The sequence below is a fragment of the uncultured Pseudomonas sp. genome, assembly GCF_913774235.1.
Classification (GTDB): domain Bacteria; phylum Pseudomonadota; class Gammaproteobacteria; order Pseudomonadales; family Pseudomonadaceae; genus Chryseomonas.
This window is the reverse complement of record NZ_CAJYDW010000017.1, coordinates 255,362-273,222: the sequence shown is the minus strand read 5'-3', so window position 1 is coordinate 273,222 and position 17,861 is coordinate 255,362. Positions and strand designations below refer to the sequence as shown.

Genomic DNA, 17,861 nt, shown 5'->3' with positions numbered 1-17,861 from the left:
AAGTGTAGGGGCCGTTCCGGTCTCAGGCGAGCCCCGTGCGCGGCCGTAGCGGCAGGCGGATATCGAAGCGCGCACCACCACGCGTACCGGCGCTCAGACTGAGGCGCCCACCCTGGTTTTCCACCGCCCGCCGACTGATGGCCAGGCCCAGGCCGAAGCCGCCGGTGGCGCGATCACGACTGCGATCCAGGCGATAGAAGGGTTCGAAGACCCGCTCGCGTTCCGCTTCGGGGATACCTTCGCCATCGTCTTCCACGGTGATCAGCAACCCTTCGCCGTCGCGACGCACCGTCACCCAGACCTCGCGCTGGCAGTAACGCAGGGCGTTGCCGAGCAGATTCTGCAGGGCCCGGGCGGTGAGACGCGGCGCCAGCTCGACCCGTGCAGGCGCCTGGGATACGTCCAGGTGCAGCTTGGCACCGCGGCGTTCCTGTTCTTCGGCGAAATCGGCCAGCACGCTGTCGAGAAAGGCTTCGAGCTCCAGACTGAGGCGTTCGGGCGGCTGCTGGCTGCTCTGCAGCCGGGCGAAGGACAGCAATTCGTCGACCAGGGCATCCAGTTCGCGGACGTGGCGCACCAGTTGCTCCAGCTGGCGGTGGGTCGCGGCCGGCAGCGGATCGGCCTGCAGCAGCGCCAGGCCGAATTCCAGGCGTGACAGCGGCGTGCGCAATTCGTGGGAGACGGCGTTGAGCAGGTCGCGCTGCTGGACGATCAGCGCCTCCAGCTCCTGGGCCATGTCATCGAAGGCCCGCGCCACCTCGCCGATGTCCGAGCGCGGCGAGATGGCCGTGCGCTCACCGAGATGGCCCTTGCCCAGTCGCGCCGCGGTCCGCCGCAGCCGTTCCAGGTCGCGCCAGTGCGGTCTCAGCCAGACGTAGAGGCAGATCAGCAGGGCCGCGCCGATCAGGGCGTTCATGGCCCAGTAGGTCAGGGCGATGTCGGTGGGCGCCTCGGGAATACCGACCCAGAGCACCTGGCCTGTCGGCAGCGGTACCAGCGCCGCGCTAGCGTCACCATAGTCGCCCAGGCGCACCTGCCACTCGCCGGCTTCGAGCGCCGTACGCTCTTCCGGGATGAAGACCGGATCAGCGAGCGGAACCAGGCGCAGGGTGATGGGCGCAAGATCCGTGGCCAATTCCTCCTGCAACGTCGGCCAGCGCTCTGGCGGGGTGGTGACGAAGGCACGCTGGGCCAGGCTGAGCGGGCCGTGCAACTGCTCCAGGGCGTAGCGACTGTAGCGCTCGTCGAACACCCTGATCAGCGCCTCGGGCACCAGGTAGCTCGCGGCGCCATAGGTCACCAGGAGGATGAGGTAGAGGCGGACGAGGATCTTGAACATCAAGTGTGGTGCCTCAGAAGTTCGCGCAAGAATTGGCGAGTGATTTTTGCTTGTGGGCTAGGCGCCGCGACGAGTCATAGCAGGGCTATGGCGAGGAGGGGCAACGACGCTCAGAAGCAAAAAGCGCCGCCAAAATTGTGCAGTTAACTTCTGAGACACCACACTAATCCCACTCAGCCCGGGAGAGGAGATAGCCCTTGCCCCAGACGGTCTTGATCCGCCGGGCTTCGCCGGGATGCTCCTCGAAGCGCCGGCGCAGCTTGGAGATGGCCACGTCCACCGAGCGGTCGACACCGTTGAATTCGATACCGCGCAGTTGCTGGATCAGCTGGTCGCGGCTGAGCACCTCGCCGGCATGGCGCATCAGGATCGCCAGCAGGTTGAACTCGGTGGACGACAGCTCCACCAACTGGTCGCGCCACCAGACCTGGCGTTCGCCCGGCAGCAGCTGCAATTGGCCGATCGTCAGGCGGTCGTCGACGGGCGCCTCGCCCAGTTGGCAGCGGCGCAACAGGGTGCGGATGCGGGCCAGCAGCACCCGCGGTTCGCAGGGCTTGCTGACGTAGTCGTCGGCGCCGATCTCCAGGCCCAGCACCTGGTCGTGGCTGTCGTCCAGGGCAGTGAGCATCAGGATCGGCAGGCTCGGCCGGGCCGCGCGCAGTTGGCGGCAGACCTGCAGCCCGTCCAATCCCGGCAGCATGACGTCGAGCACCACCAGTTGCGGGCGCAGCCGTTGCACCGCGGCCAGGGCCTCGTCGCCGCGACCGATCACCGTCACGGCATAGCCCTGGCGGCCCAGGTAGGTGGCGATGAGCTCAGCCAGGGCGGTGTCGTCTTCGACGATGAGCAAGGGGATCACGGCAGGTCTTCGTGGCGGGAAAGTGCCGAGCATAGCCGAACACCAGGCAGGCGGGCGCCGGGCTTAACACTCTTTCACAAGAGACCTACAGACGTTTACAGGGAGGCCCGAGCGGGACGCCTACCATGGCGCTCTCCTGGAGGAAGCCCCGATGTCCCTGCCCCGCCCTGCCCTCGGCAGCCTCGCGCTGCTCTGCCTGCTGCTCGCCGCCTGCGACCGTCCGGCCCCGGAAGCCGCCACCCCGCCCGCGCCCAGGGTGCAGGTGGAGACGCTGCACCCCACCCCCCTGGCCATCGCCAGCGAACTCAGTGGCCGCCTGGTGGCGCCGCGGACCGCCGAGGTCCGGGCGCGGGTCGCCGGCATCGTGCTGCAGCGGGTGTTTCGCGAGGGCAGCGAGGTCAAGGCCGGTGACGTGCTGTTCCGCATCGATCCGGCGCCGCTGCAGGCCGAAGTGGATAGCGCTGCCGCCGCCCTGCGCAAGGCCGAGGCCAACGCCTTCCAGGCCCGCCGGCTGGCCGAGCGCTATGCCGCGCTGGTGCAGAGCGACGCCATCAGCCGCCAGGAACAGGACAATGCCCGGGGCGCCAGCCTGCAAGCCGAGGCTGACGTCGCCGCAGCCCAGGCGGCGCTCAAGCGGGCGCGGTTGAACCTGGGCTATGCCACGGTCACCGCACCCATCGCCGGGCGCATCGGCAAGGCGCTGGTCAGCGAAGGCGCGCTGGTCGGCCAGGGCGATGCCACGCCGCTGGCGATCATCCAGCAGCTGGACCCCATCCATGCCGATGTCACCCAGTCCACCCGTCAACTCAAGGCGCTGCGCGATGCCCTGCGGGACGGCCGGCTGCAACAGCTGGCACCGGACCAGGCGCGAGCGACCCTACTGCAGGAAGACGGTAGCCCCTATCCGGAGATTGGCCGCCTGCTGTTCGCCGATCTCGCGGTGGACGCCACTACCGGACAGATCACCTTGCGCAGCCAGTTTCCCAATCCACGGCGCGACCTCCTACCCGGCAGCTTCGTCCGGGTGCGCCTGGAGCAGGCACGGCTCGATCAGGGCCTGAGCGTGGCACAACGGGCGGTGCAGCGTAGCGCCGGCGGCCAGGCCCAGGTCTGGGTGGTGGACGCTGGGAACAAGCTCGCGCTGCGTGAAGTGCAATTGGGGCCGGTGGTGGATGGCCGCTGGGTGGTGGAGTCCGGCTTGGCCGCCAACGAGCGGGTACTGCTGTCAGGTCTGCAACAGGCGCAGCCAGGCCTGGTGGTGGAGCCCCAGGAAGTCCCGACCGCCGCGGTGGAGGCGCACTGATGGCCAATTTCTTCATCGACCGCCCGGTGTTCGCCTGGGTGGTGGCGCTGTTCATCCTGCTCGCCGGGCTGTTGGCCCTGCCGCAGTTGCCAGTGGCCCAATATCCCAACGTGGCGCCGCCGCAGATCGAGTTGACCCTGAGCTATCCAGGCGCCTCGCCGCAGACCCTGGACGAGAGCGTGGTCAGCCTGGTCGAACAGGAACTCAATGGCGTCAATCACCTGCTCTACTTCTCGTCCAGCAGCAGCCAGGGCAGCGCCACCCTGACCGTGACCTTCCAGCCCGGCACCGATCCGGAGCTGGCCAAGGTGGACATCCAGAATCGCCTCAAGGTGGTGGAGCCGCGCCTGCCGCGGGCGGTCACCCAGCAGGGCATCCAGATCGAGGAAACCTCGGCCGGTTACCTGCTGTTCGTCACCCTCACCGCCACCGATGACCGGCTCGACACCACTGCCCTGAGCGACTACCTGGCACGCAATGTGGTCAACGAATTGCGCCGGCTGGACGGCGTGGGCAAGGCCCAGCTGTTCGGCGCCGAGCACGCCCTGCGCGTCTGGCTCGATCCCAGTCGCCTGGTGGCGGTCGGCCTGACCCCGGCCGATGTGACCCGCGCCATCACCGAGCAGAACGTCCAGGTGGCGGCCGGCAGTCTTGGCGAATTGCCCGCTCCGGCTGGCCAGGAACTGACCGCGCCGGTGCTGATCAAGGGCCAGCTCAGCGACCCGGCGGAATTCGCCGGCATCCTCCTGCGCGCCGGGGCCGATGGCTCCAGCGTGACCCTGGGCGATGTCGCCCGGGTCGAGGTGGGTAGCCAGAGCTACAACTTCGGCACCCGCCTGGACGGCAAGCCCTCGGTGGCGGTCGGGGTGCAGCTGGCGCCCACCGCCAATGCCCTGGCCACCGCCAAGGCGGTGCGCGCCAAGCTGGCCGAGCTGTCCCAGTACTTTCCGCCCGGGATGAAGGTCGACATCCCCTACGACACGGCGCCCTTCGTCGAGCTCTCCATCACCCAGGTCATCCATACCCTGCTGGAGGCCATGGCGCTGGTGTTCGCGGTGATGTACCTGTTCCTGCAGAATCTGCGCTACACCCTGATCCCGACCCTGGTGGTGCCGGTGGCGCTGCTGGGTACCTGCGCCGTACTGCTGGCGCTGGGCTATTCGATCAATGTGCTGACGCTGTTCGGCATGGTGCTGGCCATCGGCATCCTGGTGGACGACGCCATCGTGGTGGTGGAGAACGTCGAGCGACTCATGGCCACGGAAGGACTCGATCCCCGCGCGGCCACGCGCAAGGCCATGGGCGAGATCTCCGGCGCCATCGTCGGCATCACCCTGGTGCTGACCGCGGTCTTCGTGCCCATGGCCTTCATGAGTGGCTCGGTCGGCGTCATCTATCGCCAGTTCTCGGCGTCCATGGCGGTGGCCATCCTCCTCTCCGCCTTTCTCGCCCTGAGCCTGACCCCGGCCCTGTGCGCCACCCTGCTCAAGCCGATCCCCCAGGGTGACCATGCCCGTGGCGGCTTCTTTGGCGCCTTCAACCGGGGCTTCGAGCGGTTGACCGGCGGCTTCGAGGGCTGGGTAGCCCGCGCCATCCGCCGCCTGCTGTCCAACCTCCTGTTGTTCGCCGTCCTGCTGGCGGCCCTGGTGGCGCTCTATGGCCGCCTGCCGAGCGCCTTTCTGCCTACCGAGGACCAGGGCTATCTGATCACCGACATCCAGCTGCCACCGGGAGCCACCCAGGAGCGCACTCTCAAGGTACTCGAGCGTCTGGAACGCCATTACGCCGGCGAACCCGGGGTGGCCAACGACCTCGTGCTGCTCGGCTTCAGCTTTTCCGGCAGCGGCCAGAACGCCGCCCTGGCCTTCACCACCCTCAAGGACTGGTCCGTCCGCGGTCCGGCCGACTCCGCCGCGGCCATCGCCGAGCGCGCCAATGCCGCCCTGGCCGGCGAGAGCGAGGCCCAGGGCTTCGCCGTGCTGCCGCCACCGGTGGAAGGCCTGGGCACCTCCAGCGGTTTCGAGGTGCGCCTGCAGGACAGGTCCAATCGCGGCCAGGCGGCGCTCAAGGCCGCGCGGGATGAATTGCAGGCCAAGCTGGCGGGTAATCCGATCATTGCCTATGTCCGCGAGACCGCCCTGGCCGACAGCGCCCAGGTGCAGCTGGTGGTGGATCGCCGCCAGGCCGCCGCGCTGGGAGTGAGCTTTAGCGCCCTCGGCGAGACCCTGGGTACCGCCCTGGGCTCCAATTACGTCAACGACTTCCCCAATCGCGGCCGCATGCAGCAGGTGATCGTGCAGGCCGAACTGGGCAGCCGCAGCCAGGTGGACGACCTGCTGCGCCTGGAGGTACGCAACGAGCGCGGGGGCATGGTACCGCTGTCCGCCTTCGTCAGCGCAGACTGGACCCAGGGCCCGGCGCAGCTGTCGCGCTACAACGGCTATCCGGCCATCAGCCTGTCCGGCGAGCCGCTGCCCGGTCACACCACCGGCGAAGCCATGGCCGAACTGGAACGCCTGGCCGCCGAGCTGCCGCGGGGTTTCGCCCTGGAGTGGACGGCGCTGTCGCTGCAGGAACGCCTTTCCACCGGCCAGGCACCGCTGCTGCTGGGGCTGTCGCTGCTGGTGGTGTTCCTCTGCCTCGCCGCGCTCTACGAGAGCTGGTCGATTCCCACCGCAGTGCTGCTGGTGGTGCCCCTGGGCGTACTGGGCGCCGTGCTCGCGGTGACCCTGAGGGGGATGCCCAACGACGTCTTCTTCAAGGTCGGCCTGATCACGGTGATCGGCCTCACGGCGAAGAACGCCATCCTGCTCATCGAATTCGCCAAGCGCCTGCACGACGAAGGTATGGACCTGTACCAGGCCACCTGCCACGCCGCACGCCTGCGGCTGCGACCCATCGTCATGACCTCGCTGGCCTTCATCCTCGGCGTGGTGCCCCTGGCTCTGGCCGCCGGTGCCAGCTCCGCCAGCCAGCAGGCGGTGGGCACCGGGGTGATCGGCGGCATGCTCAGCGCCACCCTGGCGCTGGTCTTCGTGCCGGTGTTCTTCGTGCTGGTGCTGAGGGTGGTCCGGCGCTGGCGCGCGTCGGACCGCTAGCCTCAGGCATTGCGAGGGCGCTGATCGCCCAGCAGCGCGGCGTCCTCGACCGTCGCGGGCTCTGGCGTGCGGGCGCCGACCCTGTCCGAAGTCCGCAGGCTCTGCGGCAGCGCCCAGAACAGCAGGCCGGCGGCCAGCAGGCTGCTGCAGCCGATGAGGTAGAGCGCCGGGGTGGTGCTGCCGGTCAGGTCCTTGATGTAGCCCACCATCACCGGACTGACGATGCCACCGAATTGCCCCAGGGTGTTGATCAGGGCGATGCCGCCCGCGGCCCCGGCTCCCGCGCCGGCCAGCAATTTCGGCGGCAGCGCCCAGAAGGCCGGGATGCAGGCGATGATACCGGCGCCCAGCAGGGCAAGGGACAGGATCAGCAAAGTGGTGTGGTCGGCGAAGAGTCCCGCGCTGAAAAAGCCCAGGGCACCGGCGACCACCAGGCCGCAGACGAATTTGCGTCGCTCGCCGCTGGCGTCTGACAGCCGTCCCACCAACACCATGCTGATGGCGCCGAAGACGTAGGGCACGGCGGTGAGCAGGCCGATGACGGTCGGGCTCTCGGTGCCAGCGCTGCGGATGAGTTGCGGCGCCCAGAAGTTGAGCCCATAGGAGGCAACCTGGATCAGGAAGTAGATCAGCCCGAGCAGCAGGAAGCCCGGCAGCCGGATCGCCGCCAGCAGCGACCCATGGCTATTGTGTTCATGGCGGGCGATGCGGCTGGCCAGGAAGGTCTTTTCCTCGGCGTTGAGCCACGGCGCATCATTGATGCGGTCATGCAGCAGGCGCAGCACCAGCACGCCCAGCAGCACGCAGGGGATGCCACCGACCAAGAACAGCCAGTGCCAGCCGCGCATGCCGAGCAGGCCGTCCATCTGCCCGAGGATCACCCCCGAGACCGGCGCGCCGATCAGCCCGGCGAAGGCCGAGGCGAGAAACAGCGTCGAGGTGATGCGCCCGCGATAACTCTGCGGAAACCAAAGCGTCAGGTAGTAGAGGATGCCCGGTGCGAAGCCGGCTTCCATGGCACCGATCAGAAAACGCAGCCCATAGAACTGCCATTCGGCGGTGACGAACATCATCAGCGCCGTGGCGATGCCCCAGGAGATCATGATGCGGGCGATCCAGCGCCGGGCGCCGACCCGGTACAGCATCAGGTTGCTGGGTACCTCGAACAGCACGTAGCCGACCACGAAGAGTCCCGCGCCCAGCCCATAGGCGGTGTTGCTCAGCGACAGGTCGGCCTGCAGCTGGAACTTGGCGAAGCTGATGTTGATGCGATCGAAGAAGGCGAACAGGTAGCAGACCATGATCAGCGGCATGAGCCGCCAGGCGACCTTGCGGACGATGGCCTGTTCGGTGGCCGCGACGGCGGCGGTAGCGGTTGAAGGCATAGCGGTCTCCCGGGAGCGGCCAGGCTGGCGCTCCTTTGTTGTTGTAGTCAGGGCGAACGAGAGCTGTGGGTGGCGTCAGCCGCTGGCCGCGGGGGGCGGATGCAGATCGCAGTTGCGGCCGGCCTTGGCCACCTGGCCGGGGGTGTCGTGGCCCAGCAGCGCTGGCAGGGTGCGCGACAGCGCGATCAGCCGGTCCAGATCGATGCCGGTCTCCACGCCGATTTCGGCGCAGAGATTCACCAGGTCCTCGGTGCAGATGTTGCCGGAGGCGCCCGGGGCGAAGGGGCAGCCACCGAGGCCGCCGAGGGCGGCGTCGAAGCGGCGCGCGCCGGCCTCAAAGGCGGCCAGCACGTTGCACAGGCCGAGGCCACGGGTGTTGTGGAAATGCAGGGTCAGGGCGGACGCCGGGATCAGTTCCAGCACCTGGCGGACGATCCGCGCGACCTGCCGCGGATTGGCCATGCCGGTGGTGTCGGCCAGGGTGATGCCGGTCATGCCCAGCGCCAGGTAGCGCTGCACCAGTTCGAACACCCAGCCTTCGTCGATGCGCCCCTCGAAGGGGCAGCCAAAGGTGGTCGCCACCGTGCCGTTGAGCGAGACCGCCTGCCCCTTGGCCAGCTGCACCACCTCGGCGAAGCTGGCGAGGGACTGCTCGCAACTCATGCGCATGTTGGCCTGGTTATGGGTCTGGCTGGCGGAGAGCACCAGGTTCAGCTCGTCGGCGCCCGCCGCCAGGGCGCGCTGGGCGCCCTTGAGATTGGGTACCAGGGCGACATAGGTCACCCCGGGCTGGCGGACGATGCCCTGGAACACCGCCTCGCCGTCGCGCAACATCGGCACCGCCTTGGGCGAGACGAAGGAACCGGCCTCGATCCGCGCGAAGCCCAGCGCGGAGAGCTGATCGATCAGGGCGATCTTGTCGGCGGTTTCCACCCAGCTCGGCTCGATCTGCAAACCATCGCGGGGCGCGACTTCCTGGACGATCAGGCGCTCGGTACTCATTGCACCACCCCGGCCTTCCTGAGTCGCTGGATATCCGCTTCGCTCAGCCCCAGCTCGGCCAGCAGGCCATCGGTGTGCTGACCAAGGGTCGGCCCCTGCCAGTTGACCTGGCCCGGAGTGGCAGACAGCTTGGGCACGATACCCGGCATCTTCAGGGTGGCGCCGTCGGGCAGGGTGGTATCCAGCAGCATGTCGCGCGCCTGATAGTGGGGATCGGCGACGATGTCGGCGACCGAATAGATGCGCCCGGCCGGGACCTCGGCGCCTTCGAGGATCTCCAGCACCTCGTCAATCCCGCGGCTGCCGGTCCAGGCGGCGATGGCCTCGTCGATCAGCTCGCTGTGGCGGGCGCGGCCGTCGTTCTGCGCGAGATCCGGCCGCTCGGCCAGATCGGGTCGGCCAATCGCCTGCATCAGGCGGACATAGATCGGATCGCTGTTGCCGGCGATCACCACATAGGCGCCGTCGCCAGTGGGATAGGTGTTGGACGGCGCGATGCCGGGCAATGCCCCGCCGCTGCGCTCACGCACATGGCCAAGCATGGAGTATTCGGGCACCAGGCTTTCCATGACGTTGAACACGCTCTCGACCAGGGAGACATCGACCACCTGGCCGTCGCCCTGGCCGGTCTTGACCCGCAGCACCGACATCAGGGCGCCGATCACCGCGTGCATGGAGGCCAGGGAATCGCCCAGGCTGACCCCGACCCGCGCCGGCGGCACGCCCGGGGTACCGGTGGTGTAGCGGATGCCGCCCATGGCCTCGCCGATGGCGCCGAAGCCGGGGCGATCGCGATAGGGGCCGGTCTGGCCGTAGCCGGAGATGCGCACCAGAGTGAGCTTGGGATTGAGGGCGTGCAGCACATCCCAGCCGAGGCCGAGCTTTTCCAGGGCGCCCGGACGCAGATTCTCGATGAGCACGTCGGCGCCCTCGACCAGCTGCTTGACCAGGGCCACGCCTTCGGCGGAGCGCAGATTCAGGGCGAGGGATTTCTTGTTGCGCGACTGCAGGTACCACCAGAGCGAGGTGCCCTCGTGCAGCTTGCGCCACTTGCGCAGGGGATCGCCCTTGTCCAGGGCTTCGATCTTGATCACCTCGGCGCCGAATTCGGCCAGCAGGCGCGCGGCGAAGGGGGCGGCGATGAGCGTGCCGATCTCGATGACACGCAGTCCGGTGAGCGCCGTCATGGCGGGCGAGCCTCGTTGTTATTGGAAGGGGACCGATGCTAGGCCAATCGCACGGGCGGTGGTTAACGTCTTTCGGCAAGGGGTCTTCGCGAATCGCGAAGGCCCGGTTTCAACCCGCCAGCAGATGGTCGTAGAGCAGTCGACTGACCGGTGACAGGGCCTCGACGTCGCGTACCACCAGCGCCAGGCTGCGCTGGGACCAGTCGTCGTCGAGAGCAGCGGCGACCAGCCCGAGCGGTCGCCCGATGAGCTCGAAGGCCTGCAGCGGCAGCACGCCCAGACCGAAGCCCGCCTGCACCATGCGGCACACGGCATCGAAGCCGGGTACGTGAATCCTGATCCGCAGGGCCTTGCCGTGGCTGCGCGCGGCGGCCTTGGTGCGCAGGTTGATGAAGCTGTCGGCGTGCAGGCCAACGTGGTCGTCGTCCAGGGTCTCGGCGAAGGCCAGCCGTGGCCGTGCAGCCAGGCGATGATCCGGGCGCATCACCACCACCAGGGTGTCCTGCCGGTAGGGCACGGCCAGCAGGCCGCGGGTGTCGGTGTCCGAGGAACAGATGCCCAGGTCGGCGGCGCCTTCCAGCACCCCCTTCACCACCCCGGCGCTGGGTCGCTCGTCTAGGCTGACCTTGACCTGGGGATGGCCGACGGTGAAGGCCTGCAGGTCTTCGGGGAGGAATTCGATGATGGCGGAGATGTTGGCCATCATCCGCACATAGCCGCGCACGCCCTGCAGGTGTTCGCCGACGTCGATGCTGATGCGCTCGACGTCGGCGAGGATGCGCTTGGCGTAATGCAGCAGCGTCTCGCCGACCGGGGTGAGGGTGGTGCCCTTGGCGTTACGCTCGAAGAGTTCGATATCGAGCGAGCGCTCCAGGTCATGCAGCCGCTTGCTGGCAGCGGACAGGGCGATCATCTCGCGCTCGGCGGCGCGGGTCAGGGTGCCCTCCTCGTGCACCGCCAGCAGCAGCTGCAGCGAGACCAGGTCAAGTCGGCGGAGCAGGTTGCGGTAGTGCATCGTCTTGGAATCCTGGCGGCCAGCGGTCCTTGTACAGGACCAGGTCCGTCTAGGATAACCGCCCGCCGTCGATCAGAGCCCCAGGTCGCTCAGGCCGGGATGGTCGTCCGGCCGCCGCCCCTGGGGCCAGTGAAACAGCCGGTCAGCCTCGCTGATCGGCAGGTCGTTGATGCTGGCGTGGCGCTCGGCCATTAGGCCCTGGTCGTCGAAGTGCCAGTTCTCGTTGCCGTAGGCGCGGTACCACTGGCCGTCTTCGTCCCGCCATTCGTAGGCGAAACGCACGGCGATGCGCGCGCCGTCATGGGCCCAGAGTTCCTTGATCAGCCGGTACTCGTGCTCGCGCTGCCACTTGCGGGTGAGAAAGGCCTCGATGGCGGCGCGACCCTGGAGGAAATCGGTGCGATTGCGCCAGCGGCTGTCGGCGGTATAGGCCAGGGCCACCTTGGCCGGATCGCGGCTGTTCCAGCCGTCTTCGGCGGCGCGGACCTTCTGCCGGGCGGATTCGAGGGTGAAAGGCGGGACGGGAGGACGGGCAGCGTTCATGGGACACTCCTGGGCAGTTGAGGCCCCAGTGTCAGGCCGCAGCGGGGGTGGCACAAGGTCGATCAGCCCACGGATCTGGCCAGGTTACTCAGAGCTCCACCAGCCGATAGTGCAGCCCCCGCACCACTGCCTCGACCCGGTTACGCGCGCCCAGTTTGCGGGCTGCGGAGTTGAGGTGCAGGTTGACCGTGGCGGTGGATCGGTTGAGGGTCGCGGCGATGCGCTTGGCGGTCAGGCCCTTGGCCGAATACTGCAGGCATTCGCGCTCCCGCGGCGTCAGGCGGATCTGCCCGCAGCGGCGTTCGGCCGGGGCAAGCAGTTCGTCAGCGCGGGCCTGGAAGGCATGGGCCAGCACCAGGAAGGCGCCCAGGCAGGCTTCGCCGGTAGCCTCGGCGTCCTGGGCGTCGGCATCGAGGATGCCGGTGAGGGTGGCGAAGGCGCCGCCGGGCAGGTGCAGCGGCACCGTCACCCCGGTGGCGAGGCCGCTGTCGCGCACATAGCGGGTGACCGGCCTATGACTGTCACCCAGATACTCGCGCAGGGCGCTGCGGGTTTCGCTGCGAAACGACCAGACGAAGGGCGTGGCGCGCCGGCTGGCGCACTGCTGCACCGGATCGATCTGGTAGTAGCCGCGCTCGCACCAGAAGGCCTGCATGTCCGCCGGGGCATTGCGCACCTTGAACACCGAGGGGGTGATGAGCACGCCGTCGTGACTGAGGGGCACCGGCGCATAGTCGTAGATCAGCGCCTTGCAGCCAAAGCCGTCGGCGGTGTCCTGCACGGCGTCCAGGCAGGCATCAAGGCTGGCCAGGCCGGCGAGGCGGCTGCTGACGGTGAGCAGATCGGCATGCATCTTGGAACTCCCTCGGGGGTCGCGATGGGAGAAAGAAAGCAAAGCCTCTGCCAGTCGCCCGAGCGCCGCTGCAAACCTAGCACTTTTACGGATGGGGCCTGTCTGGCCCCTGGCCTAGAGTCGAGCCTACCCCGCCCCTTCGAGGATGCCCCCCATGACTCAGCACGCTCCGTCCGGCGACGCCGCCGACCTCGCCCGCTTCGGCTACACCCAGGAACTCAAGCGCCAGCTCGGGCTCAAGGACCTACTCATCTACGGCCTGGTGTTCATGGTGCCCATCGCGCCCTTTTCCATCTTTGGCGGGGTGTTCGACGCCAGCCACGGCATGGTGCCCCTCACCTACCTGATCGGCTTCGTCGCCATGCTGTTCACCGCGGTCAGCTACCAACAGATGTCGCGCGCCTTCCCGGTGGCCGGCTCGGTCTACGCCTACGTCGGTCGCGGCCTGCATCCGGCGCTGGGCTTTCTCGCCGGCTGGGCCATCCTGCTCGACTACCTGCTGGTGCCCACCCTGCTCTATGTGATCGGCGCCAACGCCATGGCCAACGTCATCCCGGCGATTCCCCAGCCGCTGTGGATCGTTTTCTTCGTCAGCCTCAATACCCTGGTCAACCTGCGCGGCATCGAGACCACCGCCCGCGCCAACCGGCTGTTCCTCTATGGCCAGCTGGCAGTGCTGCTGGTGTTCGTGGTGCTGGCGTCCCTGGCCATCAGCCGCGGCGTGAATGGCGCCGAGTGGAGCATGAAGCCGCTGTACAACCCCCAGGAATTCTCCCTGCCGCTGATCTTCAGCGCCCTGTCGGTGGCGGTGCTGTCCTTCCTCGGCTTCGACGCCATCTCCACCCTCTCCGAGGAAACCCGCGGCGGCAGCCGCGTGGTGGGCCGCGCCACCCTGCTGGCCCTGACCCTAGTGGCCGCGCTGTTCATGGTGCAGACCTGGCTGGCTGCCCTGCTGCAGCCCAACCTGATCCAGTACCCCGATGCCGACGCCTCCAACAACGCCTTCTATGAGATCGGCCGGCTGATCGCCGGTCCCTGGCTGCAGGTGGTGATCGCCCTCGCCGTGGCCATCGGCGCCGCCATCGCCAACGCCCTGGTGGCCCAGGCCGCCACCTCGCGCCTACTGTTCGCCATGGCCCGTGACCGCCAGCTGCCGCAGTTCCTGCGCCACATCCATCCGGTCACCCGGGTGCCCCAGCGCGCCATCCTGCTGGTGGCCGCCTTGAGCCTGGTACTGGGCCTGTTCTTCGTCGGCCAGATCAACCTGCTCGCTTCCATGTGCAACTTCGGTGCACTGACCGCCTTCCTGCTCCTGCATGTGGCAGTGGCCTGGCATCACCGGGGCGCCGGTCGGCCGCTGCTGCACGGCCTGATCCCCCTGGTCGGCTTCATCATCCTGGCCTATGTGCTGTACAACGCCGACCTCTACGCCAAGGTCGGCGGCAGTTGCTGGATGGTGCTGGGCCTGGCCGTGCTGGCCTTCCTCGCCATCAGCGGTCGAACCACGGAATTCAAGGCCAACGACGCCGCCCTCTGACGGCAGCCGAAGCGGCTAGGGTGTCAGCGTCCCCAGCCTTTCAGCTACATACCGGCTGGGCGACGACCCGCCGCGGCAGCGTCCCCCACAGCGAGGCGACGACGATCAACAGTCCGCCCAGCCAGCCCCAGAGGCCCAGGCGTTCGTCCAGCCAGAAGCTGGCGAACAGCGCCCCGAACAGCGGCTCGGCGCCCATCAGCAGCGCCACGCGGGTCGCGCTGGTCCGCCCCAGGGCATAGTTCTGGGCGAGAAAGGCACCCAGGGTGCAAAACAGCACCAGGTAGCCGGTGGCGAGCCAGAAGCCCGGTTGCACGGGCAGCGGTGCCAGGCCCGGGCCCAGGGCGAAGAGCAGCAGACAGGCCAGGCCCACCACCCCGGTCTGGACCGCGGTCAGCGCCAGGGCCGGGACCGGAGCGCTGGCCCGCTGCAGACGCTGGCGTACCACGCAGACATTGACCGCCCGCAGCACCGCCGCCAGCAGGATCAGGCCGTCGCCCAGGTTGAAGCTCAGGGTCACGCCACGGGTCAGCAGACCAGCGCCCACCACCGCCAGGGCTGCGGCGCCCAGGGCACGGGCCTCCGGTCGTTGGCCGAGCAGCCACCATTCGGCGAAGGGCGTCAGGGCCACGCAAAGGCTGATGAGAAAGGCGGCGTTGCTGGCGGTGGTCAGGGCCACGCCATAGGTCTCGGCGAGAAAGATCGCCAGTAGCAGCAGGCCGGTCGGTACGCCAGGGCGCCAGGCGCGGCGGCCGTCGCCACGCAGCGTGGGGGCCAGCAGCAGCGCGGTGACACAGAAGCGCAGTGCCAGATAACCCAGTACCGGATAGAGCACCACGGCGTCCTTGACCACGGCATAGCTGGTGCCCCACACCAGAGCGGTGGCGAGCAGCAGGCCTTCGGCCAGGCCGAAGGTGGAGCGTTGCGACATGACAGCTTCTCCCTGAATCAGGCCGCCAGTGTGCCCGCCCCGAGGTAAGCACGATAAGCCCATCAGCGTGCATAGCTCTTGTTCCGCGAGGGAAGCAATGGCAGCCTTTTCAGCCCTATTGCTTCCGGCGAACATCGGCATGGACCTCCTGCGCGCCCTCCCCCTGCTGCCCTGTATGGTCGCCTTCGCCAAGGTAGTGGAGACCGGCAGCTTCACCGCCGCCGCCCGCTTGCTGGACGCCACGCCCTCGGCGGTCAGCCGCCAGGTCGCCCGCCTGGAACGGGAGCTGGGCGTACGCCTGCTGCAACGCACCACCCGCCAGTTGCGCCTGAGCGACGCCGGGCGCGAAGTGCTCGAGCATTGCCAGCGACTGCTGGCCGCCGCCGGCGGCGCCCTGGACAGCGGCCAGCAACACCGCGAGGAACCCCGCGGCCAGGTACGTCTCGCCGTACCCAAGGCGGTCGGCTACCGCTTGATCGCCCCGCTGCTGCCGGAGTTCTTCCAGCGCTATCCCGAGGTGGACCTGCAACTGCGCCTGGACGATCGCCCCCTGGACCCCATCGCCGATGACCAGGACCTGCTGGTGCGCATCACCGAGCAGCCGCCCGCCGGCTTCGTCGCGCGGCCGTTGCGCCAGATGGATTTCGTGCTCTGCGCCAGTCCCGCCTATCTCCAGCGCCGCGGTACACCCCAGCAGCCCCAGGCGCTGGCCGAGCACGACTGCCTCTACCTCGGCGAAAGCCCGGGCGACCAGCGCTGGCAACTGCGCCGCGGCGACCGGGTGGAAAGCGTGACGGTGCGCGGCCGCCTGGCCTGCAACCACAGCGGCGTGCGTCTGGAAGCCACCCTCGCCGACCTCGGCATCGCCTGCCTGCCGGCCTTCGCCGCCGACGCCGGTCTGGCCGACGGCAGCCTGCTGCGGGTGCTGCCCGACTGGCAATACCTCGGCCCCTACCAGGGCACCGCCTGGCTGCTCTATCCGCCGGATCGCCAGTTGCCGGCGGCGGTGCGGGTATTGGTGGATTTTCTGCTGGAGCGGCTCAGGCCAGCCCCCGATTCAGGCTAATACCGCTACCGACTTCAACTGCGCCCACACCCGACTCCCCGGCTGCAGTCCAAGCCGCTCCAGCGAATAGCGGGTGATCCGCGCCAGCAGCGCCTTACCGCCCAGGTCCAGGCGCACCAGCACCTGGGCCGGCGAGCGAGTCGGGGCGATTTCGGCGACGGTGGCCGGCAGCACGTTGAGGATGCTGCTGTGCTGGCGTTCCAGACTGAGGCTGACGTCCCGCGCCAGCACCTTGATGCGCAGCGGCTGCCCAGGCGGCAACGGGGCGTGGGCCAGCAGTACCCGCTGCTCGCCGGCCAGGCCCAGACCGAGCAGGCCGTAGTCCGGGTCATGACCCAGCACCCTTCCTTCCAGCACCACCCCGGCGTCGTCGGCCAGGGCGATGGGCAGGTCGAGGCGCGCCAGCACCTCGGTGGTCGGCCCGCTGGCCAATACCCGCCCCTGCTCCAGCAGCACCAGGTGATCGGCCAGCCGCGCCACCTCATCGGGAGCATGGCTGACGTAGAGGATCGGTAGCGCCAGCTCTAGGGTCAGGCGCTCCAGATAGGGCAGGATCTCGGCCTTGCGCTCGGCGTCCAGCGCCGCCAGGGGTTCGTCCATCAGCAGGAGGCGCGGACTGGTCAGCAGCGCGCGGGCAATGCCGACCCGCTGGCGTTCGCCGCCGGAGAGGCGGGCCGGCATCCGCGCGAGCAGCCCTTCGATGCCCAGCAACTCGACGACCTGCTCCAGCTGCAGCCGTCGCTCGGCCGGGGCCACCCGCTGCCAGCCGAACAGCAGGTTGCGCCGCACGTCCAGGTGCTCGAACAGATTGGCGTCCTGGAAGACGTAGCCCAGGGCGCGCTGGTGCGGCGGCAGGAACAGGCCACGGTCGCTGTCCTGCCAGGTCTCTCCCGCCACCACCAACCGGCCGCGGACCTCAGGCTCCAGCCCGGCTACGCACCTCAGGCAGCTGGTCTTGCCCGAGCCCGAAGGGCCGAACAGCGCGGTAACGCCACTGCCGGGCAGGGCGAGGTCCACGTCCAGCAGGAAGTCGGCATGGCTCAGTTCGAAGCGCGCGGCGAGACTCATGTCCAGGCCGACCGCCCGCGGCGCCCATAGAGCAGCAGGAGGATGACGAAGGAGAAGGCCAGCATGCCCCCGGCCAGGAGATGCGCCTGGGGATATTCCATGGCTTCCACATGATTGAAGATCTGGATGGAGACCACCTGGGTGCGGCCGGGCACGTTGCCACCGATCATCAGCACCACGCCGAATTCGCCCACGGTATGGGCGAAGCCGAGGATGGCGGCGGTGACGAAGCCGGGGCGCGCCAGCGGCAGCACCACATGGAAGAAGGTATCCAGGGGGCCGGCTCTGAGGGTGGCCGCCGCTTCCAGCGGCCGTGGGCCGATGGCCTCGAAGGCATTCTGCAGCGGCTGCACCACGAAGGGCAGCGAATAGCACAGCGAACCCACCACCAGCCCAGCGAAGGTGAAGGGCAGCCGCCCCAGCCCGAGGGCGGAGGTCGCCTGCCCCACCCAACCCTCCGGCCCCATCGCAAGCAGCAGGTAGAAGCCGATCACCGTCGGTGGCAGCACCAGCGGCAAGGCCACCAGGGCGCCGACGGGTCCCTTTAGCCAGGAGCGGGTGCGCGCCAGCCACCAGGCGAGGGGCGTGCCCAGCAGCAAGAGCAGCAGGGTGGTCACGCTGGCCAGTTCCAGGGTCAGGCGAATCGCCGCCCAGTCCGCTGCGCTCAGACTCATGGTG

General features: G+C 68.6%; 15 protein-coding genes. 4 read left to right on the top strand and 11 right to left on the bottom strand.

Features of this window, described 5'->3' with window-relative positions; all coding sequences use genetic code 11:
• Window positions 1–22: 22 nt before the first annotated feature.
• Together QZ471_RS18265 and QZ471_RS18260 are read right to left on the bottom strand one after the other, a co-directional pair.
• The gene (locus QZ471_RS18265) at window positions 23–1,339 is read right to left on the bottom strand and encodes an ATP-binding protein (RefSeq protein WP_295466408.1); all 1,317 of its coding nucleotides are present in this window, start codon (window positions 1,337–1,339) and stop codon (window positions 23–25) included.
• Window positions 1,340–1,502: 163 nt separating this feature from the next.
• Entirely contained in the window at window positions 1,503–2,195 is a 693-nt protein-coding gene (locus QZ471_RS18260) for a response regulator transcription factor (protein WP_295466772.1), read from the bottom strand.
• Window positions 2,196–2,349: 154 nt separating this feature from the next.
• On the opposite strand from QZ471_RS18260, the gene QZ471_RS18255 reads away from it, so the two are divergent.
• Together QZ471_RS18255 and QZ471_RS18250 are read left to right on the top strand one after the other, a co-directional pair.
• Window positions 2,350–3,501: an efflux RND transporter periplasmic adaptor subunit gene (locus QZ471_RS18255; RefSeq protein WP_295466406.1), complete on the top strand. Its 1,152-nt coding sequence runs from the start codon at window positions 2,350–2,352 to the stop codon at window positions 3,499–3,501.
• Window positions 3,501–6,599: a multidrug efflux RND transporter permease subunit gene (locus QZ471_RS18250; protein ID WP_295466404.1), complete on the top strand. Its 3,099-nt coding sequence runs from the start codon at window positions 3,501–3,503 to the stop codon at window positions 6,597–6,599. The genes QZ471_RS18255 and QZ471_RS18250 overlap by 1 nt, the downstream gene beginning before the upstream one ends.
• 2 nt (window positions 6,600–6,601) lie before the next feature.
• Here the strand turns inward: QZ471_RS18250 and QZ471_RS18245 are convergent, their stop codons facing one another.
• The 6 genes from QZ471_RS18245 to QZ471_RS18220 all read right to left on the bottom strand — a co-directional run bounded on the left by QZ471_RS18245 (window position 6,602) and on the right by QZ471_RS18220 (window position 12,584).
• Window positions 6,602–7,984, bottom strand: a complete 1,383-nt coding sequence (locus QZ471_RS18245; protein ID WP_295466402.1) for an MFS transporter — start codon at window positions 7,982–7,984, stop codon at window positions 6,602–6,604.
• Window positions 7,985–8,059: 75 nt separating this feature from the next.
• Window positions 8,060–8,986 carry a hydroxymethylglutaryl-CoA lyase gene (locus QZ471_RS18240; RefSeq protein ID WP_295466400.1) on the bottom strand — a complete coding sequence of 309 codons (927 nt, stop codon included), beginning with the start codon at window positions 8,984–8,986 and terminating at the stop codon, window positions 8,060–8,062.
• Window positions 8,983–10,173 carry a CaiB/BaiF CoA-transferase family protein gene (locus QZ471_RS18235; protein WP_295466398.1) on the bottom strand — a complete coding sequence of 397 codons (1,191 nt, stop codon included), beginning with the start codon at window positions 10,171–10,173 and terminating at the stop codon, window positions 8,983–8,985. Before QZ471_RS18235 ends, QZ471_RS18240 begins: the two co-directional genes overlap by 4 nt.
• A gap of 109 nt (window positions 10,174–10,282) precedes the next feature.
• Window positions 10,283–11,188, bottom strand: a complete 906-nt coding sequence (locus QZ471_RS18230; RefSeq protein ID WP_295466396.1) for a LysR family transcriptional regulator — start codon at window positions 11,186–11,188, stop codon at window positions 10,283–10,285.
• Window positions 11,189–11,260: 72 nt separating this feature from the next.
• Complete coding sequence (locus QZ471_RS18225) at window positions 11,261–11,731, bottom strand: nuclear transport factor 2 family protein (RefSeq protein ID WP_058776817.1); 471 nt, start codon at window positions 11,729–11,731, stop codon at window positions 11,261–11,263.
• A gap of 88 nt (window positions 11,732–11,819) precedes the next feature.
• A complete protein-coding gene (locus QZ471_RS18220) occupies window positions 11,820–12,584 on the bottom strand; it encodes a LuxR family transcriptional regulator (RefSeq protein WP_058776816.1) in 765 nt (254 codons plus the stop codon).
• A 154-nt stretch (window positions 12,585–12,738) separates the two neighbouring features.
• Here QZ471_RS18220 and QZ471_RS18215 point away from each other — a divergent pair, with 154 nt between their 5' ends.
• Window positions 12,739–14,121 (top strand): APC family permease, encoded by a 1,383-nt coding sequence (locus QZ471_RS18215; RefSeq protein ID WP_295466392.1) that lies wholly within the window; start codon window positions 12,739–12,741, stop codon window positions 14,119–14,121.
• A gap of 40 nt (window positions 14,122–14,161) precedes the next feature.
• On the opposite strand, the gene QZ471_RS18210 is transcribed toward QZ471_RS18215, so the two are convergent.
• Complete coding sequence (locus QZ471_RS18210; protein ID WP_295466390.1) at window positions 14,162–15,049, bottom strand: DMT family transporter; 888 nt, start codon at window positions 15,047–15,049, stop codon at window positions 14,162–14,164.
• Between the two features lie 139 nt (window positions 15,050–15,188).
• On the opposite strand from QZ471_RS18210, the gene QZ471_RS18205 reads away from it, so the two are divergent.
• Complete coding sequence (locus tag QZ471_RS18205) at window positions 15,189–16,115, top strand: LysR family transcriptional regulator (RefSeq protein WP_295466388.1); 927 nt, start codon at window positions 15,189–15,191, stop codon at window positions 16,113–16,115.
• Here the strand turns inward: QZ471_RS18205 and modC are convergent.
• Both modC and modB read right to left on the bottom strand, forming a co-directional pair.
• Window positions 16,107–17,183: a molybdenum ABC transporter ATP-binding protein gene (gene modC / locus QZ471_RS18200; protein WP_295466386.1), complete on the bottom strand. Its 1,077-nt coding sequence runs from the start codon at window positions 17,181–17,183 to the stop codon at window positions 16,107–16,109. The genes QZ471_RS18205 and modC overlap by 9 nt on opposite strands.
• A complete protein-coding gene (modB, locus tag QZ471_RS18195; RefSeq protein ID WP_295466383.1) occupies window positions 17,180–17,857 on the bottom strand; it encodes a molybdate ABC transporter permease subunit in 678 nt (225 codons plus the stop codon). Before modB ends, modC begins: the two co-directional genes overlap by 4 nt.
• Window positions 17,858–17,861: the final 4 nt, after the last annotated feature.